Source organism: Geodermatophilus sp. DF01-2, from assembly GCF_004571065.1.
In the GTDB taxonomy this organism is placed as follows: domain Bacteria; phylum Actinomycetota; class Actinomycetes; order Mycobacteriales; family Geodermatophilaceae; genus Geodermatophilus.
Window position 1 is genome coordinate 17026 of the sequence record NZ_SPQN01000036.1, and the last position, 21830, is coordinate 38855.

A 21830-nucleotide genomic window follows, 5' to 3' on the forward strand; every position below is an offset into this window, starting at 1 on the left:
CCGACGCCGAATCAGCGGGGCCGCAGCGGTGCCAGCCGGCGCAGCACCGCGGAACGCCGATGGCGGGGGAGCGGAGCCGTGGCTGCCACGAGCGCGCGGTAGCGGCGGGTCGGCGTCCACGAACGGCGGCCGGCCCGCAGTGCCGACAGGGTCTCGGCGGCCACGCGGTCGGCGGCCAGCCACATCCAGCCGGGCACACCGGAGTTGTCGATGCCCGCGCGCTCGTGCAGGTCGGTGCGGGTGAATCCCGGACGTACGACCAAGACCTGTACGTCGGTGGTCGGCGTCCGGTCGGCCAGCGCACCGGCCAGCACCTCGAGCCATGCCTTCGACGCGGCGTAGCTGCCGCTGGACCAGTGCGCAGCCGTGGATCCCACGACGACGATCTGCCCGCCGCCGCGGGCCTGCATGGCGGTCATCGCGGCGTGCAGCAGCTGGGTGGTCGCCACGACGTTGACCTGGAGCTGGGCGAGTTCGTCGTCCAGGGCGGCGACGCCGAACGGCAGCGCCGTCGTCAGGCCGGCCGCGTGGATCAGCAGGTCCACCGGTCGCTCGGCTGCGGCCAACCGGTCGGCGACCGCCGCGACGCCGTCGGGGACGGCCAGGTCGACGGCGAGCAGCTCGGGCTCGGCCGCACCGGGGACGGCGGTGCGCAAGCGGTCGGCGCGGCGCCCCACCAGTACCAGGTCGCGGCCCTCGGTGGCGAGTCGGCGAGCGAGCGCCGCGCCGATGCCCGAGGATGCGCCGGTCACCATGGCGACTGAGCTGACTTGGTAGGACATACTCCAGATCCAAGCACCTGCACGGAGGAGGGTCCATGGCGCAGCTCGGACGGTCGGTGCTCATCACCGGTGGCGTGTCCGGCATCGGCGCCGCCGTGGCTCGCGCCTTCCTCGCCGACGGCGCGCGGGTGACGGTGCTGGACCGGCGGGCGTCGCCGGATGGAGAGGTCGTGTCCGTCGAGGGCGACGTCCGGTCGCTCGCCGACAACGAGCGCGCGGTCGCCGCCGCGGCAGGAGAGCGCGGCCTCGACGTCCTCGTGGCCAACGCCGGCGTGCACGACGGCGGGCTGAAGCTGCTCGACGGCGACCCCGCCGAGCTCGAGGCCCGCTTCCGGCGGCTGGTCGAGGTCAACCTGCTGGGCTACCTGCTCGCCGCGCGGGCCGCAGCTCCCGCGCTGCTCGACGCCGGCGGCGCCGTCGTACTGACGCTGTCGGACGCGAGCTATGACGTGCACGGCAACAACGCGGGCATCGCCTACGCCACCGTCAAGCACGGCGGCGTCGGGCTGCTCAAGGCCCTGGCCCGTGACCTCGCCCCGCGGGTGCGCGTCAACGGCATCGCACCCGGCGGCGTGCCGACCGGGCTCTCGGTCGCCGACTCGAAGGGGGAGCGGCCGGTCACCAGCGACCCCGAGCTGCTCACCCGGCGGGTCGCCGGTCGCACCCTGCTCGGCCGTGGCGCCGACCTCGACTCGCTGGCCGCGGCCTACGTCTGGTTCGCCGGTCCGGGGACCGCAGCCGTCACCGGCCAGATCCTCCGCGTCGACGGCGGACTCCTCGCCTGACCCCGGCGCCGATGGTGCAGCCCGCCCCCTGTCAGAACCGTGGAGGTGCTCATGTCCCTGGTGCATCGCGAAGGCGCTCGGCCCACCGTCAACGCGTCCGGGCCCGCCGGCGACGTGGTCACGCGGTCAGCCGTGGAGCTGACCGCCCTGATGCGTTCGGGCGAGCTGTCGCCGGTCGAGGTCGCCGACGCGTTCCTGGCGCGGGCCCAGCACGCGCAGCAAGCGCTCAACCCCTTCACGTTCGTCTTTGCGGAGGAGGCGCGAGCGGCCGCCCTGCGCTCCGAGCAGCGACTTCGCGAGGACCCCGACGGGTGCGGTGCGCTCGAAGGACTGCCCGTCGCGATCAAGGAGCTGACCCCCGTCGCCGGGCAACCGCACACCCTGGCCTCCCTGGCGTTCAAGGACCACATGGCAGAGGTGACCGACCCGGCGGTCCAGCGCCTGCTCGCCGCCGGCGGCATGATCCACGCCCGCACCAACACGCCGGAGTTCGGCTGCGCCTCGGTCACCGACAACCTGCTCTTTGGGGAGACGCTCAACCCCTGGGATCCCTCCCGCGGCACCGCCGGCTCCTCGGGCGGAGCGGCGGCGGCCCTCGCCGCGCACGCCACGCCGCTGGCCCAGGGCACCGACGCGGCGGGTTCGCTGCGGCTGCCGGCTGCCGCCTGCGGCATCGTCGGGATGAAGCCGTCGCACGGCGTGGTCCCGATGCGGACGCCCGGCTACCTGGAGACCTGCAACCACAACGGTCCGATGGCCCGCGACGTGGCCGACCTGCGGCTGATGTTCGACGTCATGGCCGGGCCCGACCCGGCACAGCTCTCCGGCGTCCGCCCGGTCGACGACGTGACGACGCGGGTCGACCTGCGGGGAATCCGGATCGGCCTCATCGACGCGATGGGCGATCTCGACGTGGACGCCGACGTGGTCGCCCACCTGCATGCCTCCGCCCGGCTGCTCGAGCAGGCCGGTGCAGTGGTCGAGCAGGTGCAGTTCCCCTGGTCGTACGGCCGGCTCTTCGACGTCGCCAAGCGAGTGTTCGCCCAGTATTACGGGCCGCTCGTGCGCCAGGCCGTCGAGGCCGGTTCCGAGCTCACCGACTACGCGCTGGCCTTCTCCGAGAGCATGGTCGACCTGACCGACGACTGGCGGGTCCGGCTCCACGCGCGCGAGGAGGCCGCTGCATTGCACCGGCGGCTCGGCGAGCTCTTCGCCCGCAGCGACTTCCTCCTGCTGCCGACCCTGGCCGCGCCGGCGTATCCGGCGGGCGACCACTTCGTCGACCACGGTCCCGTGGTCGAGGGCCGTGAGCAGCCGGACCGCTGGATCGTGGGCTTCACGATCCCGTTCAATCTCACGAGCGCCTGTCCCGTCGTGTCCGTGCCCACGGGCCTGAGCCGGGACGGACTGCCCACCGCGGCGCAGGTGGTGGCTCGTCCCTTCCACGACTACTCGGCGATCTCGGTCGCCGAGCAGTTGGAGCAGATGCTCGACCGCTGATCTGGTAGGGCAGCCCGACCTGGTAACGCGTCGGTCACGGCGCAACGAGGGCACCTTGACCCTTTGTCATACCTCTGACAGAGTCCGGTTCACTCGTCAGTGACGTGCACCACTACGGGAACGTGAGGGGGTCCGGGCGAATGTGGGCGATGAGTTCCTGCTCCGTGCACCCGGATCCCCCGGCATCCGCCGGCGCTGTGACCGCGCGCCACCCCTCGGGCCGCGGGCCGCGTCCCGAACCGCATGAGGAGAGCCCCGAATGATCCGATCCCGTGGCGGCGTCCTGCGCCGCTTCCTGGTGCCCTTCGTGGCCACTGCCCTGTTCGCCACTGCATGCGGCGGGGGTGGCGACGAGGGCGGCGGCAACGCGGGTGGCGGGGACGGAGGCGGCTCGGTCACCGAGCTCACCGCGATCATCCCCTTCCCGAGCGGCATCAGCTTCTACCCGCTGTTCGTGGCCCAGGAACGCGGCTACTTCGGTGACGACATCTCCGTGAACGTGGAGGTCGCGGAGGGCACTGCCGCCTCGCTGCAGCAGGTGCTCACCGGTCAGGCCGAGATGTGCCTGTGCAGCCCCGGCCCGGTGCTGCAGGCCGTCGCCGAGGGCGAGGGCCTGGTCTCGGTCTACACGCTTTACCAGTCCGACGTCTTCGCGCTGGTCACCGAGGCGGGTGAGCCGATCGAGAACGTCGAGGAGCTCCGCGGCCAGACCATCGGTGTCGACGCCCGCGAGGCCGGCGCCGAATCGTGGCTGGTGCCGCTGCTCAGCGCCCAGGGCCTCGAGGCCGGCGAGGACTACGAGATCACAGCGGTCGGCTCGGGGGCCACGCCGATCGCGGCCTTCGAGCGGGACGAGATCGCCGCCTACGCCGCGGCCTACGTGGACGTGGCGGTCATGGAGCTGCGTGGCTTCGAGACCGAGAGAGTCGACGTCCCCGGTTCAGAGGTGTTCTTCGACGCCACCGTCTGGATGCGCGAGGACTTCGTGGAGGACAACCCGGAGGTGGTCGAGGCGGTGGGCCGCGGCCTGGCCATGGCGAGTGCCTGGGGCATGGAGAACCCGGAGGGCGTCCTCGAGATCACCGGCCAGCAGTTCGCCGAGGAGGTCTCGGACATGGACTTCGCCCTGGCCTTGGTGGAGGAGACGGAAGCGCTCTGGGAGCTGCCCGAGTCGGCCGAGGGTCAGTGGGGCTACTCCGACCCCGACCGGGTCCAGGCCCTGATCGATGCCCTGGTGGCCCAGGGGTACCTCGAGGAGCCGGTCGATCCCGGCGTCTTCACCAACGAGTTCGTCGAGGCGTTCAACGACTTCGAGGAGTCCGACCTGTGAGTTCCCCCTCCGGGGTGCTCGCCACGGGGTCGGCCGGGGACACCCGGCCGGCCCCGGTGGTCAGCATCCGTGGCGTGTCCAAGCGGTTCGCGACCACGGGCGACGACGTGGTGGCGCTCACCGACGTCGACCTGGCCGTCGCACCGGGCGAGTTCGTCTGCCTGATCGGCCCGTCGGGCTGCGGCAAGTCGACGCTGCTCAACCTGGTCGGCGGACTGCTCCCGCCCACAGCGGGCCGGGTGGAGATCGGCGGGCGCCCGGTCACCGGGCCGCCGTCGGAGGTCGGCATGATGTTCCAGAAACCGGTGCTGCTCGAGTGGCGCACCGTGCGCGAAAACGTGTTGCTCCCCGTCGAGGCCCGCAACGGGCGCAAGGGCGCCAAGGCCGCTCGTGGGCGGGCCGATGAGCTGCTCGGGCGGGTCGGTCTCGGCGAGTTCGAGGAGCGCTACCCGAACGAGCTCTCCGGTGGCATGCAGCAGCGCGCGGCGATCTGCCGGATGCTGATCGGCGACCCGGACGTGCTGCTCCTGGACGAGCCGTTCGGCGCGCTCGACGAGCTCACCCGGGAGCGGCTCAACCTGGAGCTGGCCAAGATCGTCAGCGGCACGGACAAGGCCGCGCTGCTGGTGACCCACAACATCATCGAGGGCGTGTTCCTCTCCGACCGCGTGGTCGTGATGAGCGCCCGGCCGGGCCGGATCGTCGACGTCGTCGACGTGCCGCTCCCGCGCCCCCGCTGCCTCGAGGTCGTCACCACTCCGGAGTTCACTGCGCTGGTGGCCCGGGTGCGGGAGCTGCTCGAGCTCGGTCACGACGACGACGGCAAGGACGGCGACCGGTGACCGCCACCTCCAGCCGAGGCGAGGAGACGACCATGACCGCGCCAGCCGACCAACGCCACGAGGTGCCCGCCCCGGCCGCGCCGCCGCCCGACACCCGGGTGGCGTGGGGTGAGCGCCCGTCGATCTGGGTGCGCATCCCCACCTGGATCTCGCTGAGCGGCTTCATCCTGGTGCTGTTCGCGCTGTGGTACCTGCTGTCCTCGCTGGAGCTCGTCTCGCCGTTCATCCTCCCCGACCCGATGGACGTCGTGGCGGAGCTCGGCAACATGGCGAACGCCATCGGCACCGGCGGCCTGCTCGCCGAGGCGCTGGGCATCACCGTGCTGGAGTCGATCCTGGCCTTCGCCGCCGCGGTGGTGCTCGGCCTCGGATTCGGGTTCCTCGTGGCTGAGTCCGATTTCGGTCGGATCGTCCTGATGCCGCTGCTGGTCGCGGTGAACGCCGCCCCGAAGATCGTCTTCGCGCCGATCTTCATCGCCGCGCTGGGCTTCGGCATCAGTTCCAAGGTCGCTCTCGGCGCGTTCATCGCTTTCTTCCCGCTGCTGGTGGACACCGCTGCCGGCCTGGCCAGCGTCGACCGGGACAAGGCGACGCTGTTCCGGTCGCTGCGGATCTCGCGTCGCAAGACCTTCTTCAAGCTGCAGCTGCCCTCGGCCCTGCCGTTCATCTTCGCCGGGCTGAAGACCGCATCCGTGCTCGCCGTCATCGGCGTCGTGGTGGGTGAGTTCATCGGCGGTGGTGGTGGCCTGGGTCAGCAGACCAAGATCGCCGGCGATCTGCTGGCCACCGATCGCGTGTACGCCTACGGGATCGTGCTCGCCGTCTTCGGCTACCTCTTCTACGCCGTCGTGGCGTACGCCGAACGCAAGATCGTCTTCTGGCAGACGCCGCACGGCGTGCAGGCCGGCGGGTGACCCGGCCGGCGCGGGCCGGCCAGGACTGCCCGCGCCGCCGCTGTCCCCGCGCATCCGTCCCTCGCGCGCACAGCACCGACCCCGAGGAGCCCTCCGATGATCGTGGACACCCACAGCCACCTGTTCCCGCCGGAGTGGGAGTCCTCCGGCTTCCTCCCGCACGACATGTTCGAGGTCGACGCCGTCCTCCAGCGGCAGGCAGAGGCGGGTATCGATCTGACGATCGTGTCCGATCCGCACATCTGGTACGGCGAGCGTGATCTCGGCGACATCGGCTGCACCCGAGAGTACAACGACTTCGCCGCCGGCCTGGCCGCGGACCACGCGGGCCGGGTGGGCGCCCTCGCGACCGTGACCCCGTGGCGCGGCGAGGACCACGTGGCCGAGGCCGAGCGGGCGGTCCGCGAGCTCGGCCTGCCCGGGATCGCCGTGGCGACCAGCGACCGCGGTGAGTACCTCGACGAGGCGCCGGAGTCGTTCTGGGAGCTGGCGGAGGACCTCGGCGTTCCGGTCTTCCTCCACCCCGGCGGCACCGTGGTCGGCCAGGACAAGATGGGCACCTACCGGCTGGGTGAGCTGTGCGGGCGTCCGCTGGACATGACACTCACTCTGTCGCGGCTGATCCTCACCGGCGTCCTCGAGCGTCACGCGGGCGTCCGGCTGCTGTGCGCCCACGCCGGCGGGGGCATCTGCATGATCGCCGACCGGCTGGATTTCGGGCACGAGCTGCGCGACTACAAGCCGCTGGGCCCCTGGGGCGAGGTACGCCTGGAACGGCCGCCGTCGGAGTATGTGCGCCGGCTCTACCTCGACACCGTCACCTTCGGAGTGGCCCCGCTGCGCCTGGCCCTGGAGACGGTGGGCGTCGAGCACGTGGTGTTCGCCACCGACGGCCCGCCGGTGCCCATCGCCGCCAGCCGGCACGTGGACGTCGTCCGCGAGCTCGGCCTCGACGACGAGGGGACCGCCGCGATCCTCGGCGGCAATGCCCGAGGACTGTTCGACCTGAACGAGACGGGGGAGTGAGGCCGTGCTGATCAACGGCGAGTTCCAGATCGACCAGAAGCAGTTGCCTCCGGGCACCCGGCTGATCGACGTGCTTCGCGAACAGGTCGGGATCACCGGCACCAAGGAGGGGTGCGGGCGCGGCGAGTGCGGCGCGTGCACCGTGCTCGTCGACGGCCGCCCCGTGCTCTCCTGCATCGTGCTGGCCGCGCGCGTGTCCGGCGCGGTGGAGACCGTCGAGGGCCTGGCCGAGGAGAGCACTGCGCTGCGGGCGGCGTTCGCGCGGCGGGCCGCCTTCCAGTGCGGGTTCTGCACCCCCGGGCAGATCGTCCGGGGTACCGCCCTGCTGCGCCGCGGCCTGCCCGAGAGCGAGGCGGAGCTGCGCACTGCCATGTCCGGCAACATCTGCCGCTGCACCGGTTACGAGGGCATCGTCGACGCGCTGCGGGACGCCGAGGCCGACGACGGCGCCGCCCCTGACGTCCCCTTCGCCGACCAGACCTGGAGTCGCACGTCGTGACCGCCGTCGAGGCCCGCCCGGGCACCCTCACCACCGCCGTTCCCAACGTCGAGTGGGACGCGAAGACCGCTGGGACGGCGATCTACGCCGACGACGTCCGGCCCCAGGGCGTCGTGTACGCCGCGGTGCTGCGCAGCCCGCACCCGCATGCCCGGATCGTGCGGATCGACGCCCGCAAGGTGCTCGCCGCACCGGGCGTGGTCGGCGTCCTCACCGCCAACGACCTGCCCGACCGCAAGTACATCCACCACGGCCCGCCGCTGTCGGACCGGCACGTGCTCGCCCGCGACGTCGTGCGCTTCGTCGGGGAGGAGGTCGCTGCGGTGGCCGCGGAGACCCCCGAGCAGGCGTTGGCCGCGGTCGCGCTGTTCCGGGTCACGTACAAGCGGCTGCCGGCCGCCACGACGCTCGAGGCTGCCCGCTCGCCCAAGGCGCCACGCATCCACGAGCACGCCGAGGGCAACGTCGCGCTCGCCTACACGCAGGAGCTCGGCGATCCGGTCGCCGAGGCGAGCGGCGACGTCGCCGTGTCAGGCCGGTTCACCTTCCCGCGGCAGAACCACGCCTGCATGGAGACCAACAGCATCGTCGCCGCCTGGGACAAGGATGCCGGGAAGCTGGAGATCTGGGTCTCCAGCCAGGCGCCGTACTTCGTCAAGAAGGAGCTCGCGTACGTCCTGGACCTCGAGCTGGACCAGGTGGAGGTGCACCAGGTCGCGGTCGGCGGCGGCTTCGGCTCCAAGTCCAAGATCTCCGAGTACGAGGGGATCGCGGCCGGGCTGTCGATGAAGACCGGCCGGCCGGTCCGCCTCTCGCTGACCCGCGACGAGGAGTTCAGCACCACCAAGAGCCGGCACTTCTTCCAGATCGACCTGACTTCGACGGCCGCGGCCGACGGGGCGCTGAAGAGCCGGGCCGCCGACGTCGTCGTCGAGAACGGCGCCTACAACCACTCAGGACCCAGCGTGATGGGCGCCGGCACCGGCGCACTCGCCTCGCTGTACCGGGTGCCGCGGGTCGACATCGCCGCCAACCTGATCTACACGAACCGCCACCCCGGCGGGCAGTTCCGCGGCTACGGCAACCCACAGGTCACCTTCGCCGTCGAGTCGCAGATGGACGAGCTCGCCGAGAAGCTCGGCCGCGACCCCATCGACTTCCGGATCCAGAACGCCAACCGCCCCGGCGACACCACCCACGTCAAGTACCAGCTGCACTCCGCTGCGCTGGTCGAGTGCCTGGAGGCCGCCCGCGAGGCGATCGGCTGGGACGAGAAGCGCAGGCACGGCCGCAGCGGCCGGGGCGTGGGCATCGCCTGCGCCATCCAGGTGTCGGGCGCCTACGTCTATCCGCACGCCAACACCAGCAGCGCGACCATCGAGATCGACCCCGACGGCTACGTGCTGGTGCGCTTCGGCGGTGCGGACGCCGGCACGGGTCAGCGCACGCTGCTCGCCCAGGTGGCGGCCGACGAGCTCGGCGTGCCGATCGAGCGGGTGCAGGTGCTGATGATGGAGACCGCGCAGACGCCGGTCGACCTCGGCGCCTGGTCCAGCCGCGGCACCTACATGAGCGGGCACGCGGTGCGCACCGCCGCGCGCGGCGCGATGTCGTCGCTGTGCGACCGGGCGGCCGCCTGCTGGAGCATGCCGCCGGAGACGGTCAGCTTCACCGGCGGCCGCATCGTCGGGACCGGGGTCAGCACCACCGTTCCGGAGCTGATGCGGGTCACCCGCGAGCAGGGCCCGGTGTCGGTGACCGAGGAATACGTCGCCGACGTCGAGGAGATGGACTGGCACACCGGCACCGGCAACATCTCGGGCGCCTACTCCTTCCTCGCCCAGGCGGTCGAGGTCGAGGTCGACCCGTACACCGGCAAGGTCCGCGTGGTCGGCGTCGTCTCGGCGCACGACTCCGGCACGATCCTCAACCCGCTGCTGGCCGAGAGCCAGGTGATCGGCGGCGTGGTCATGGGGCTGGGCGCCGCGCTGGGGGAGGAGCTGATCTACGAGGGCGGCCGGATGGTGAACGGCCAGTACCTCGACTACCCGCTGCCGCGGGCCGCCGACGTACCCCGCATCCGGCCGGTCTTCGTCGGGGACTCCGACCCCAAGGGCCCGTACGGCGCGAAGGGCATCGGCGAGATCGTCCTCGTGCCGACGGTGGCCGCGGTGGGCAACGCGATCGCGCACGCTACGGGCGCGCGGATCCGCTCGGCGCCGTTCACGCCGGACAAGGTGCTCACCGCATGGAAGCACGACGGGCACCGCCCCAAGCGCAGCTACCACCTGTGGCGGCGACCGTCGCGGTGGCAGATCGCCGCCGTCCGGGCCGCCTACCCGTTGGGCGTGCACACGGCCCTGCACCGCTTCGGCACCAAGCTGGCGCGCCCGGTCGACCCGCGCGCCGCCGAGGCCGTGGTCACGCCCACGCAGGTCGACGACGCGCTGCAGGCCCTCGAGACGGCCGGCAGCCGGCCGCTCGGCGGCGGCACCGACCTGGTGCCGGGGCAGCGGCAGGGTGTGCAGGCGTTGGGCACGCTGGTCGACCTCACGCTGCTGCCGGGTCTCGGTCGAGTGCAGGACACCGCGGACGGCGGCGTCAGCATCGGCGCCGCGGTGCGACTGGCTTCCCTGAGCACTGCGGAGGGCACCGGCTGGGACGGCGTCGTCGGCGACACGGTCCGGCGCATCGCGTCGGCCCAGGTCCGCGAGATGGCGACCGTGGCGGGCAACCTCTGCCAGGAGAAGCGCTGCTGGTTCTACCGGAGTGACTTCATGTGCTACAAGCGCGGCGGGGTCACCTGCCCCTGCTACGCCGTGGAGGGGGACCACCGCTTCTACCACGCGGCCGTGGGAGCGCACCGCTGTCAGGCGGTCACCCCGTCGGACCTGGCGACGACTTTCGCCGCCCTGGACGCCTCCTTGGTGCTCCGCCGTGCGGGGGTCACCCGCACGGTCCCGGTGGCGGAGTTCTACCGCGGGCCCGGGGAGACGATCCTGGCCGACGGCGAGGTCGTCGCCGAGGTCGTGCTGCCGGCCGCGGCACGGCAGCGGGTTAGCGTGTTCGAGAAGCTCGACCTCTACACCGGTGACTTCGCGGTCGTCTCGGCCTGCGTCTCACTCGCGTTCGGTGACGACGGCGGGATCGACGACGCCCGGGTGTTCGTCGGGTCGATCGCCCCGACGCCGCTCCGCCTGCCGGAGGTGGAGCGAGCGCTGGTCCGCCGGCGGCCGGTCCGCGCCGCCGACGTCGAGGCCGTCGCGTCGTCGTGGCTCGACCGCGGGCATCCGTTGAAGGGCAACGAGTGGAAGCTCGACGCCGCCGCGGGCCTGGTGCAGCGGGGTATCGAGCGGGCGCTCGACGGCCGCGCGTGAGCTGAGGGCTCACTCGAGGCCGTCGAAACGCCGACCGCCTCGAGTCCCACGGCGGCGGTCGTGGGTCCGGAGCAGACCGAGACGAGGAGAACGGCCGTGACCGCGGACATCGGCGAGCTGGGGCGCGGAGCTCCGCGCGTCGCCGGATCGGCTCGCTCGGCCGTTCTCCTACCGGGAGCGAGCGGACTCGCGTGAGCGCTCGTCTCGTCCAGCGCGTCCCCGCTTGCTGACCAGGGGCGAAGTTCATCTGACACCGATCGGAGCATCGCGCCATGGCACCCCAGTCCACCGACGTCCGCCCCCGCTCGACGCCCCCCGCCGAGCAGTTCGCGGCCCGGCTGCTCGACATCCTCGGGCCGCTGCCCATGGGTGCGGCCGGTCTGCGGGGGCAGGCGGCCCGGGGCGAGTCCCGGATGCTCATCGACGGGGAGCTGGTGGAGTCCTCCTCCGGGGTGCGGTTCCGCAACGTCAACCCGGCCACCGAGGAGGTGGTCGGCGAGGTCGCCGACGGCACCGCCGAGGAGCTCGACCGCGCGATCGCGGCGGCACGGCGGGCTCAGGACGAGAGTTCGTGGGCCCGCGACGGCGCCTTCCGGCGGCACTGCATGGAGCAGTTCGTCGACGCGATGGCGCGCAACCTCGATGAGCTCCGGCTGGCGATGGTGACTGAGCTGGGCTGCCCGGTGCGCCTGGCCACCGGCGTGCAGGTGGACCCGGTGGTCGACAAGGTGCGGTTCATGGCCGGCCTCGCCGACGGCTGGCAGGAGGCCACCGAGCTGCCGGAGGTCTCGGCCGGCCCCATGCGCACGCTGCGGCAGATCCAGCGGACGCCGATCGGCGTCGTCGGGGCCATCACCCCCTGGAACATCCCGCTGGACATCGCCCTGGCCAAGGTGACCGGCGCGCTCGCCGCCGGGAACACGCTCGTGCTCAAACCGGCTCCCGACACGCCGTGGACGACGGCGCTGATCGGCCGGCTCTTCGCCGAGGAGACCGACATCCCGGCCGGTGTGCTCAACGTCGTGCACTCCTCGGACCACGCGCTCGGCGCCCGCCTCACGGCGGACCCTCGGGTGGACGCGATCAGCTTCACCGGCTCCACCGCGACCGGTCGTAAGGTCATGGCCGCGGCCGCCGAGGGCCTCAAGCGGGTCCACCTCGAGCTCGGCGGCAAGTCGCCGAGCGTCGTCCTGGACGACGCGAACCTCGAGCAGGTCGTGCCGCTGGCCGCCGCGCTCGGCTGCTTCAACGCCGGGCAGAGCTGCATCCTGCCGAGCCGGCTCCTCGTGCCGGTGGGGCGGCTCAACGAGTGCCTGGAGCTCGCCGCGTTCGGCATGTCGTCGGTGCCGGTCGGCGACCCGTTCGACGAGAACGTGTTCATGGGCCCGCTGGTGAGCGTCGCGCACCGCGACCGGGTGCTCGCCGCGCTGGCCTCCGGGCTCGCCGAGGGCGGCCGGGTGGTGGTCGGCGGGGGAGTGCACCCGGACTTCGACCGCGGCTACTACGTGCAGCCGACGCTGGTCGCGGACGCCCCGGAGCACGGGTCGCTGATCCAGGAGGAGACGTTCGGGCCGATCGTTGTCGTCCAGGCGTACGAGGACCTCGACGACGCCGTCCGCGTCGCCAACGGCACCCCCTTCGGGCTGGCGGGCTACGTCTGGAGCGAGGACGAGGACCGCGCCCGGGACGTGGCGGGGCGCATCCGCGCCGGGATGATCGGCATCAACGGCGGCCAGTTCACCGGTGGCGACATGCCCTTCGGCGGAGTCGGGGCCAGCGGCCTCGGCCGCGAGTGGGGAGTCGCCGGGCTCGACGAGTTCCTCGAGATCAAGACCATCGCCGCCGCCCGCTTCAGCTGACGCCCGCGCCTGCCACTTCCCGCCCCACCCCGCCGGAGACTGACGTGAGCCTGCACCACCCCGACGTCGATGCACGCCCCCGCCCGGACGAGGTCGTCGAAGCGCTCGACGGCGCCGAGTCGCTGCTCCGGCTGCTGTCCGCGCAGGGGGTGGAGCGCATCTTCCTCAACCCCGGCACGGACACCGCGCCCATCCAGGAGGCGGCCGTGGCGCTGCGCGGCCGGGGGATCGAGGTGCCGACGATCCAGCTGTGCCCGGACGAGCGGGTCGCCCTCGCCGCCGCCCAGGGCTTCTGGCTACGCACCCGCCGCCCACAGGTGGTCATCGTGCACGTCGACGTCGGCACGCAGAGCCTCGGCGCCATGCTGCACAACGCCCAGCGGGCCAACAGCGGCGTGGTGATCATGGCCGGCACCGCGCCCCGGACGCTGGAGGGCGACCTTCCGGGCGGGCGGACCATCGCCGTCCACTGGCAGCAGGACCAGCCGGACCAGATCGGGATCGTCCGCGGGTACGTGAAGTGGGCGGAGGAACTCACCATGCCCGAGACGCTGGTCAACCTGGTGCCCCGGGCGTTCCAGGTGGCCCGTTCCGAGCCGGCCGGCCCGGTCTACATGACCGTCGCCCGCGAGGTCCTGATGCGCCCGACCGAGGGCGTCCGGGTCATCCCGCCGGAGCGCCAGCGGCCGCCCGTCCTCCCCGCGGCCTGCCGGGACGCGATCGCCACGGCCGCCCGCTGGATCGCCGAGGCCGAGCGGCCGCTCGTCATCACCGGCCGGGTCGGCCGGCAGCGGTCGTCGGCCGAGGCGATGGCTCGCCTGGTCGAGACCGCCGGGCTACCCCTGGCCGACACCCGCGAGTTCGTCAACCTGCCCTCCGGGCACGCCTGCTACCTCGAGGACGACGCCGTCGCGGCCGACACCCTGCGCTCGGCGGACCTGGTCCTGCTGGTGGACGTGGAGGTGCCGTGGGTCCCGCTCAACCGGCGCCCCCCGGAGGACGCGCGGGTGATCCAGATCGACCTCGATCCGGTCAAGGCGTCGATGGTGAACTACGGTTTCCGCGTCGACCTGCCGATCCAGGCCGACAGCGGCCAGGCGCTGTGGCAGCTGCTCAAGGCCGTCGAGGCCGAGCGGACCGACGAGCGGTCCGCCCGCTGGCAGCGGCGCGCCGACGAGCTGGCCGCCGCATCTCGGGAGCGGGCGCGGGTGCGGGCGGAGCTGGTCGCCCAGGAGCGTGCCACCCGGCCTGTCTCCGCCGTCGCCTTGGTCGACGCCCTCAACGCCGTGCTGGATCCCGAGGCGGTGGTCATGGAGGAGGTCACCACCAACGACGTGCTCGTCCGGGAGCACCTGCGCCGGGAACGGCCGGACACCATCCACGCCATCAGCGCGGCCGGGCTCGGCTGGGCGCTGGGCGCCGCCATGGGCGCGAAACTGGCCGAGCCAGCCCGCGACGTCGTCGCGCTCTGCGGCGACGGCACGTTCGTCTTCAGCTCGCCCGTGGCGGCGCTGTGGGCGGCGCGCGACGCCGGGGCGCCGTTCCTGACCGTGATCCTCAACAACCAGGGCTACCGGGCCGCGAAGTTTCCCGTCGTGACACTGTTCCCGGACGGGGCGTCGGTCGGCCGGCAGGACTTCACCGGCGTCGTCATCGCCGACCCGCCGGACTACGCGGCGGTGGCCCGCGCCTGCGGCGCGCACGGCGAGCGGGTCGAGGATCCCGACCGGCTGGTGGACGCGCTGACCGAGGCGCTGAAGGCGGTCCGGTCAGGCCGGTGCGGGGTCGTCGACGTCATCCTCGACGGCATCTGACGGTCCGGCGGGCGGTGGAGGCGCACGGCGTTCCGCGTGGCATCTCCCAGGCAACGATTGAGTCTCATTGGAATGAACTTCAGCCCCACTCTTGACAGGCTGCGGATGGCGCGGTGTGGTTTGGACCACACCGAACCTACATTCACCCAGGCTGAAAGAGGCGCGGCATGACTCGTCGGCGCGGTTCTGTGATCCCTCTCCTCCTCTCGTCGCTCGTCGTGGCTGCGTGTGCCGAACCCGGTGGGCCGTCGGCGGCCGACTCCGGTGGTGCCTCGGACGACGGCGGCGACATCGTCTTCGGCCAGCTCCTGGGCATCACGGGCGACTACGCATCCTTCTCGCCACCGGCCATCGAGGCGGCGCAGATCGCCGTCGACGAGATCAACGAGGCCGGTGGCGTACTCGGCCGGGAGGTGACCCTGGCGACGGAGGACAACCGGTCCACCGTCGACGGGGCGATCGCCGGCTACCAGAAGCTTGTCAGCGTCGACGGCGCCCAGGTGCTCGGGAGCCTGGAGTCGGACGGCATCGTGGCGCTCTACGACACCATTACCGAGCAGCAGCTGCCCACGATCTGCTCCTCGTGCGGCACCACCTTCCTCGACGACAAGGGTGGCGAGTACTTCTTCCGGGTCACCGCCTCCGACAGTGACGCCGGCCTGATCGCGGCTCAGCTCGCCCGCGACGCCGGCTACAAGAACATGTCGATGATCGTCCAGAACACCGAGGGCGCATCCGGACCGGCCGAGGTCGCCGAGGCGGCGTTCTCCGGCATCGAGGGCAACGAGGTCAACACCGTCACCATCGAGCCCGGGCGGAGTTCCTACGCCGCCGAGGTCGACCAGGCGCTGTCGACGAACCCGGACGTGATCTACGTGGGAGCCGGGATCGAAGCAGGGCTGCCGATCCTCCGCGAGATCCACCGCCGAGGCTACGACGTACCGATCATCGTCTCACCGGACCTCATCCTCCCCGAGACGACGACCGTGCCGAACGCCGACAACCTCGTCGCCGCCCTGGGTGCCTTCGACGTCGACAGCCCGACCTACGAGTCGTACGCCGAGCGGTTCCAGGAGAGGACCGGGGAGGAGCCCTCGCCCGGTCTGTACGACGCGAACAACTACGACCAGTACATCCTCTTCGCACTGGCCATGCAGGCCGCCGGGACCACCGACGGATCGGAAGTTGCGTCGAAGATCATCGACGTCGCGAGTGCGCCGGGGACGAAGGTCTACAGCTACGCCGAGGGCCTGGAGGCGCTGGAGAACGGCGAGGAGATCAACTTCGAGGGAGCCAGCAGCAGCCTCGACATGAACGAGAACGGCAACCTCGTCTCGCCGCAGCTGTCGATCCTGCGCATCGTCAACGGCGAGTGGGCGCCGACGGAGAGCGTCGCGATCGACTCGAGCCTGCGCCCCTCCGCCTGAACTATGGCGGCAACACACCGGTACGGAGGGGGAGATACGGCATGCAGAGCCTAGTGTTCGGGTTGATCACCGGCAGCCTGCTGGCGGTCGCGACGGCGGGCTTCGCGCTGCTGCGGAACACGGAGCGGTTCTTGCACATCGCGCACGGTCAGTTCATGGCCCTCGGCGCCTTCCTCGCCGTGGTGCTGACCGCGCAGTGGGGGCTGGTCCCCGGCGTACTGGTCTCCGTCACCGTGGTCGCGGGGGCGGGCGTTCTGTGCGGCGCCCTCCTGTTCGACCCGGTCAAGCCGCAGGGCGGCAACGTCCTGCTGTTCACTTCGATCGGACTGGCGTGGGTCATCTACGCCCTGCTGATCGCGGTGTTCGGGACCGAGGTACGCATCTTCGAGGTCTCGCTGGGCCAAGGCTGGGACCTCGGCCCGATCAGCCTCGCGCCGGGTGAGCTCGCCATCCTTGCCATCGCCGCCCTGGTGATCCTCGGCCTGTGGCTGTTGCTCAATCGGACGGGGCTGGGCCGTTCCATCCGGGCGGTCGCCTCCAACCGCGAGCTGGCCGAGGTCCGGGGCGTTCCGGTGGTCCGGGTCAGCCGGGTGATCTGGGCGCTGAGCTCCGCCCTCGCCGCGGTCGCCGGCATCCTGCTCGGGGTTCTCGGCACGGTGACGACCGAGCTCGGCTGGTCGAACATCCTCCTGGTGCTGGCTGCGGCGGTGCTCGGCGGCACCGGGAACATCCTTGGGGTTATCGCCGCATCGCTGGTGCTGGGGATCGTGATGGACGCCAGCGCGCTGGTCATCGATACCTCGTACCGGCCGGTGGTCGCGTTCGTGATTCTGATCGGGGTGCTGGTCCTGCGACCCGAGGGGCTCTTCTCGGTGGCCCGGCGGCGGGAGGTGGCGGCATGAGCACCCTGCCGTTCTGGGCAACCGTGCTGACCTTCGGCCTGGTCATCGGGATGGCCGCGCTCCTGCTGAACATCGAGGCCGGCTGGGGAGGCATGTGGGATCTCGGCATCGCCGGCCAGGTGGCTGTCGGCGCCTACTCTTACGCCCTGCTTACCAGTCCTCCCGACGCCGTCGTGCCCGGGCTGGGGCTGCCCTTCTGGGCGGCGATGGTCGGTGCCGGTCTCATAACGATGATCGTCTCGGCGCTGATCGGCTGGCCGACTCTTCGGCTCCGCGGCGAATACTTCCTGATCACGACGTTCGCCTTCGCGGAGATCATCCGGCAGCTGATCGTGATCCAGCGCGGCCTGACCGGCGGCACCTTCGGCGTGACCGGCATCGATAAGCCGTTCGCCGAGTACTTCCTGCCGTCCGCCTACCCGTTCATCCTCCTCGGGCTCGCCGCCGCGGCCACCGTGCTGGTGCTCCTCGTGAGCCAGCGAGTCAGCAACTCGACGTACGGCCTGACGCTGCGCGCGGCCCGGGACAACGAGCCGCTGGCCCGCTCGATGGGCACGGCGGTCGACCGCGTGCGCATCGCAACCTACGCGCTGGTCGGCCTTATGACGGGGCTGCTCGTCGCACCGGTCTATGTCTGGTTTCTCGGCGCACTGGTGCCCGCCAGCTTCACGACACACCTGACCTTCCTTGTCTGGACCGGACTGGTGATCGGTGGCCTCGGCAGCCGGCTGGGCGGCCTGATCGGCGCGGTCGTGCTCACCGTCGCCAGCGAGGCCGTCCGGCTCATCTCGGTCGACCCGGAACACGCCTCCCGGCTGGCGGCGTTCCAGCCCTTCCTCGTCGGGGTGCTGTTGATCGTCCTGCTCCGGTGGCGTCCGGAGGGGCTGCTCTCCGAGCGTGGGGCGTTCCGCAAGCGCGCGAAGCCCCTGGACCGGATTCGTCGGGACGATCCCCAGACGCTCGAAGCGGTGTCGGCATGAGCGCGGTGCTCGAGGTCCGCGGGGTCGGCAAGACCTTCGGGGGAGTCACGGCCCTGGCCGACGTCGATCTGACCGTGTCGACGGCGGAGATCACCGCCCTGGTCGGGCCCAACGGCGCAGGCAAGACGACGCTCTTCAACGTCATCTCGGGTTTCGGGGCGCCGTACACGGGAGAGATCGTCTTCGACGGAGTGCGCCTCACGGGGCGGAAGGCCCACGAGATCGCCCGGCTGGGACTAGTCCGGACGTTCCAGACCCCCGTGGGCTTCCCCTCGCTCACTGTGCACGACAACCTCGTCGTCGCGGCCGGGGGGCACGGATTCGACGGCCCGCAGGACGCCTTGCTGCGCCCTCGGGCGGACCGGCGGGGGTTGCGGGCGGCCGCGGAGCGTGCGGACCAACTGCTCGGCGAGGCCGGGATCGAGCACCTGGCGTCGGCGTACATGGCTGGTCTGTCGCCCGGCGACCTGAAGCTGCTGGAGATCGTGCGGCAGCTGGCCTCGCGCCCGCGGATGCTGCTGCTCGACGAGCCTGCCGCGGCGATGGACGTCAACCAGATCGGCACGCTCTCGCGGTTGATCCGCGGCATCGCCGCACAGGACGTCGGCATCCTCGTCATCGACCACAACCTCGCGTTCGTCCTTGAGCTGGCCGACCGGGTGCACGTCCTCGACGCGGGCCGCCTCCTCGCCGGCGGCACACCCGAGGAGATCAGCCGCAACGCCGACGTCCGTCGCGTGTACCTGGGAGAGGAGGCGGCCTGATGCTGCTCGACGTCCAGGGCGTCAGCACCGGCTACGGCCGGCTGACAGTCGTGCGGGATGCGTCCCTGACCGTCGACGCCGGTGAGATCGTCGCGGTCGTCGGCTCCAACGGGGTCGGCAAGACCACGCTGCTCAAAGGCATCACCCGCTCGCTGCCGATCACCGCAGGCCGGGTCGTCCTCGACGGCATCGACATCACCGGGACCAAGCCGAACCAACTGGCCGGACTGGGACTGGGCTACGTCCCGCAGGTCGGCAGCACCTTCCCCGACCTCACCGTGATGGAAAACCTGCTGGTGTCCGTGCGCGGCTCGCTCAGCACGGCCCGCGAGCGCTGCAGCCGGCTGCTGGCCCGCTTCCCCGAACTGGAGCGCCGGCGCGATCAGGCGGCCAGCACCCTGTCCGGTGGCGAACGGCAGATGCTGGCCATCGCGTCCGCGCTGCTGAGCTCCCCGCGGTTGCTAGTGCTGGACGAGCCGACGACTGGGCTGGCGCCGCTCGTGGTCCAGCAACGGATTGACGACATCCGCCGGCTGCGCGACGAGGACGGGGCGGGTGTCCTCTGGGTCATCGAGGAGCACCCGCGAATCTGCCTGCCTGCGGTGGACCGCGTGTACTTCCTGTCCGACGGCACGGTCTCGGCGCCCATGCGGCCCGCGGACCTCCTGGAGGAGGGCGTGCTGGAGGAGCTCTTCTTCGGGGTGCGCGCCTAGCCTCTCCGCGGCTGGTGACGAGAGGCCGGACATTGGCTGCACTGGCTTTCCTGCAACCGGGCACCCTCGGGCCCCTGCAGCTGCCGAACCGGGTGATCCGGGCGGGCACGGGGGAGTCGATGGCCGACGTCGACGGTGTCGTCTCCGAGGGCTACGTCGATCTGCACCGGGCCCTCGCGCGCGGGGGAGTGGGGCTCAGCTTCACCGGGCACATGTACGTCCATCCCCGCGGTCGCTACGGCCCGCGGCAGGCCGGCATCCATAGCGACGACGTCCTCGGACCGTTGCGCCGGGTCACCGACGCCGTGCACCGGGAGGGCGGCCGCATCTTCGCGCAGATCGCGCACGCCGGCAGCCAGTCCATGGTGGCGGACAACGATCCGCTCGCCGTCTCGGCCGTACCGAACGTGATGACCGGCCGGCACGTCGCCGAGGCGAGCGACGAGGAACTGCAGGAGGCGGTCGCGGCCTTCGCCGCAGCGGCGCGCCGAGCGGTGGAGGCTGGCTTCGACGGCGTCCACGTCCACGGGGCGAACGGCTACCTCATCAGCCAGTCCCGGTCGCCGTTGACCAACCGGCGCACGGACTCCTGGGGCGGCACCCGCGAACGGCGTGAGTCGTTCGCCTTCGCCGTCGTCCGGGCCGTCCGCGACGCCGTGCCGTCCGACCGAGGCCTCACGATGAAGCTGGGCCTCCGGGACATGGTCGACTCGCCGGGCGGTCTGTCGGTCGAGGACGCCGTGGAGGGGGCAATGGGTCTCGTCGCCGCCGGGCTCGACGGCATCGAGATCTCCTCGAACCTGATGAGCGACTACGTGAGCGCCTCCATCCGCGCCTACGTAGCCGTCGACCGCACGCGCGCGCTCGAGGACTGGCTGGTCCACCGGTTGCACAAGGGACCGGAGCCCGAGCACTACTTCCTGCCGCTGGCGCAGGAATTGCGGCGCCGTGTCGACACCACGGTCATCCTGGTCGGGGGGCTCCGACGCGCGCAGACCATGTCCGGGTTGGTCGAGAACGGCGACGCGGACTTCCTCTCCCTGGCCCGTCCGCTGATCCGCGAGCCCGACCTGGTCCGCAAGCTCGCCGACGGCACAGCGGACGAGGCAGCCTGCGTGTCCTGCAACATCTGCCTCATGCACGACGAGCACCACCCTCTGCAGTGCTGGCGGATCCCCCGGACGCGGTTGTGGGAGCACGTGAGGTACCGGCTGTCCGGAGGGTTCAAGGAGACCGGCACCGGTCGCAAGCCGCGTGCCCACTGACACGGGAGCGCCTCCCCGGAACGACTCGGCCCCGGCCGCCCGAGGGCGGCCGGGGCCGAATGCTGTCCGCGCTCGGCGGAACGGACGCTCAGGTGTTCAGCAGCCGCTGCACCCAGGGACGTCGCCGGTCCCGCCAGCCGCGCAGCGACCAGCCCAGGACCACGCCCACGCCGACGGCCGCCAGGCCCGGGCCGAACCGCTTGACCACGACCGGACCGATCAGCGAGAGCGCGTCGAGACCGGCGTCGGACGACGGCGCGGGGGTCGCGTACGCCGGGGCGGGGGCCGCGGTCGGTGTGGGCGCACTCGCGGCCGGGGCCGGGCTGCCGTTCGCGGTGTGCGCGGGAGCGAGACCGGCGTCCGCGCCGATCTGGGCGCCGAGGTTGTCGGCGAACTGGCTCATCAGCCGGACGCTAACGTCGGCGATCGCCCCACGCCCGAACTGCGCCATCCGGCCGGAGATGTCCAGCTCGGTGTCGACGATCACGCGGGTGCTCGCCGGCCCCTCCGGCTGCAGCCGGGCGCGGATGGTGGCGTTCGCCGCGGCCTGTCCCCGCGGGTCCTTGCCCGCTGCCGAGATGACCGCGGAGTGGGCGGCGTCGTCCTTCTCCACGAACCGTGCCGTGCCGCGGAAGTGCGCCGAGATGGGGCCGACCTTGATCTTGACGTTACCCGAGTAGTCATCGCCGTCGCGGCCGTCCAATGCGGCTCCCGGCAGGCAGGCGGCCACCTTCTCGAGGTCGGTGAGCAGCGTCCACGCCTGGTCGGCGGGCGCCGTGACGACGAACTCGTTGTTCAGCTGCATGTCCGTCCGCCTCTCAGTTCACTGCGCCGTCGAGGCCTTCGACGACCTCGTTGGAACCGATGTCGAAGAACGCCATGATCCGGCACGGGCAGGCCTCGCCGCCCTCGATCTTCCAGGGAAACGCGCCGATCACGCAGCGCTGGTTGAGCACCTGGTCGATGTCGCCGCCGACGTTCTCCGCGTGGATGCAGCCGTCCTGGAAGGCCAGGTGGTGCATCGGGAAGATGTCGCTGGTGATCTTCCGCC

General features: G+C 71.7%; 19 protein-coding genes. 16 read left to right on the top strand and 3 right to left on the bottom strand.

Going from position 1 to position 21830, the window contains the following annotated elements:
• Window positions 1–11 precede the first annotated feature (11 nt).
• Window positions 12–782 (bottom strand): SDR family NAD(P)-dependent oxidoreductase, encoded by a 771-nt coding sequence (locus E4P41_RS11285; protein WP_135141351.1) that lies wholly within the window; start codon window positions 780–782, stop codon window positions 12–14.
• A 35-nt stretch (window positions 783–817) separates the two neighbouring features.
• Here E4P41_RS11285 and E4P41_RS11290 point away from each other — a divergent pair, with 35 nt between their 5' ends.
• The 16 genes from E4P41_RS11290 (at window position 818) to E4P41_RS11365 (ending at window position 20779) form a co-directional block, all read left to right on the top strand.
• Window positions 818–1567, top strand: coding sequence for an SDR family oxidoreductase (locus E4P41_RS11290; protein ID WP_135141352.1), 750 nt, complete (start codon window positions 818–820; stop codon window positions 1565–1567).
• A gap of 51 nt (window positions 1568–1618) precedes the next feature.
• Complete coding sequence (locus E4P41_RS11295) at window positions 1619–3067, top strand: amidase (protein WP_135141353.1); 1449 nt, start codon at window positions 1619–1621, stop codon at window positions 3065–3067.
• 259 nt (window positions 3068–3326) lie between these two features.
• A complete protein-coding gene (locus tag E4P41_RS11300) occupies window positions 3327–4397 on the top strand; it encodes an ABC transporter substrate-binding protein (protein WP_135141354.1) in 1071 nt (356 codons plus the stop codon).
• A complete protein-coding gene (locus tag E4P41_RS11305) occupies window positions 4394–5239 on the top strand; it encodes an ABC transporter ATP-binding protein (protein ID WP_245177277.1) in 846 nt (281 codons plus the stop codon). The genes E4P41_RS11300 and E4P41_RS11305 overlap by 4 nt, the downstream gene beginning before the upstream one ends.
• A gap of 32 nt (window positions 5240–5271) precedes the next feature.
• A complete protein-coding gene (locus E4P41_RS11310; RefSeq protein ID WP_135141355.1) occupies window positions 5272–6153 on the top strand; it encodes an ABC transporter permease in 882 nt (293 codons plus the stop codon).
• 96 nt (window positions 6154–6249) lie between these two features.
• Complete coding sequence (locus E4P41_RS11315; protein WP_135141356.1) at window positions 6250–7179, top strand: amidohydrolase family protein; 930 nt, start codon at window positions 6250–6252, stop codon at window positions 7177–7179.
• A gap of 4 nt (window positions 7180–7183) precedes the next feature.
• Window positions 7184–7678, top strand: coding sequence for a (2Fe-2S)-binding protein (locus E4P41_RS11320; RefSeq protein ID WP_209307662.1), 495 nt, complete (start codon window positions 7184–7186; stop codon window positions 7676–7678).
• Window positions 7675–11055 carry a molybdopterin cofactor-binding domain-containing protein gene (locus tag E4P41_RS11325; RefSeq protein WP_135141357.1) on the top strand — a complete coding sequence of 1127 codons (3381 nt, stop codon included), beginning with the start codon at window positions 7675–7677 and terminating at the stop codon, window positions 11053–11055. The genes E4P41_RS11320 and E4P41_RS11325 overlap by 4 nt, the downstream gene beginning before the upstream one ends.
• Before the next feature lie 272 nt (window positions 11056–11327).
• Complete coding sequence (locus E4P41_RS11330) at window positions 11328–12914, top strand: aldehyde dehydrogenase family protein (protein WP_209307663.1); 1587 nt, start codon at window positions 11328–11330, stop codon at window positions 12912–12914.
• A 44-nt stretch (window positions 12915–12958) separates the two neighbouring features.
• On the top strand, window positions 12959–14728 hold the full coding sequence (locus tag E4P41_RS11335) for a thiamine pyrophosphate-requiring protein (protein ID WP_167761040.1): 1770 nt from the start codon (window positions 12959–12961) through the stop codon (window positions 14726–14728).
• A gap of 218 nt (window positions 14729–14946) precedes the next feature.
• A complete protein-coding gene (locus E4P41_RS11340; protein ID WP_167761041.1) occupies window positions 14947–16155 on the top strand; it encodes an ABC transporter substrate-binding protein in 1209 nt (402 codons plus the stop codon).
• Window positions 16101–17057: a branched-chain amino acid ABC transporter permease gene (locus tag E4P41_RS11345; RefSeq protein WP_135141360.1), complete on the top strand. Its 957-nt coding sequence runs from the start codon at window positions 16101–16103 to the stop codon at window positions 17055–17057. Before E4P41_RS11340 ends, E4P41_RS11345 begins: the two co-directional genes overlap by 55 nt.
• Window positions 17054–18037, top strand: coding sequence for a branched-chain amino acid ABC transporter permease (locus E4P41_RS11350; RefSeq protein WP_135141361.1), 984 nt, complete (start codon window positions 17054–17056; stop codon window positions 18035–18037). Before E4P41_RS11345 ends, E4P41_RS11350 begins: the two co-directional genes overlap by 4 nt.
• Window positions 18034–18801, top strand: a complete 768-nt coding sequence (locus E4P41_RS11355; RefSeq protein WP_135141362.1) for an ABC transporter ATP-binding protein — start codon at window positions 18034–18036, stop codon at window positions 18799–18801. The genes E4P41_RS11350 and E4P41_RS11355 overlap by 4 nt, the downstream gene beginning before the upstream one ends.
• The gene (locus tag E4P41_RS11360; RefSeq protein WP_135141363.1) at window positions 18801–19514 is read left to right on the top strand and encodes an ATP-binding cassette domain-containing protein; all 714 of its coding nucleotides are present in this window, start codon (window positions 18801–18803) and stop codon (window positions 19512–19514) included. Before E4P41_RS11355 ends, E4P41_RS11360 begins: the two co-directional genes overlap by 1 nt.
• Window positions 19515–19546: 32 nt before the next feature.
• The gene (locus E4P41_RS11365) at window positions 19547–20779 is read left to right on the top strand and encodes an NADH:flavin oxidoreductase (protein ID WP_167761042.1); all 1233 of its coding nucleotides are present in this window, start codon (window positions 19547–19549) and stop codon (window positions 20777–20779) included.
• Window positions 20780–20867: 88 nt separating this feature from the next.
• Here the strand turns inward: E4P41_RS11365 and E4P41_RS11370 are convergent, their stop codons facing one another.
• Together E4P41_RS11370 and E4P41_RS11375 are read right to left on the bottom strand one after the other, a co-directional pair.
• The gene (locus E4P41_RS11370) at window positions 20868–21584 is read right to left on the bottom strand and encodes an SRPBCC family protein (RefSeq protein WP_135141365.1); all 717 of its coding nucleotides are present in this window, start codon (window positions 21582–21584) and stop codon (window positions 20868–20870) included.
• Window positions 21585–21597: 13 nt separating this feature from the next.
• Window positions 21598–21830, bottom strand: a 233-nt coding sequence (locus E4P41_RS11375; RefSeq protein ID WP_209307664.1) for a hypothetical protein, incomplete at its 5' end; no start/stop codon positions are given.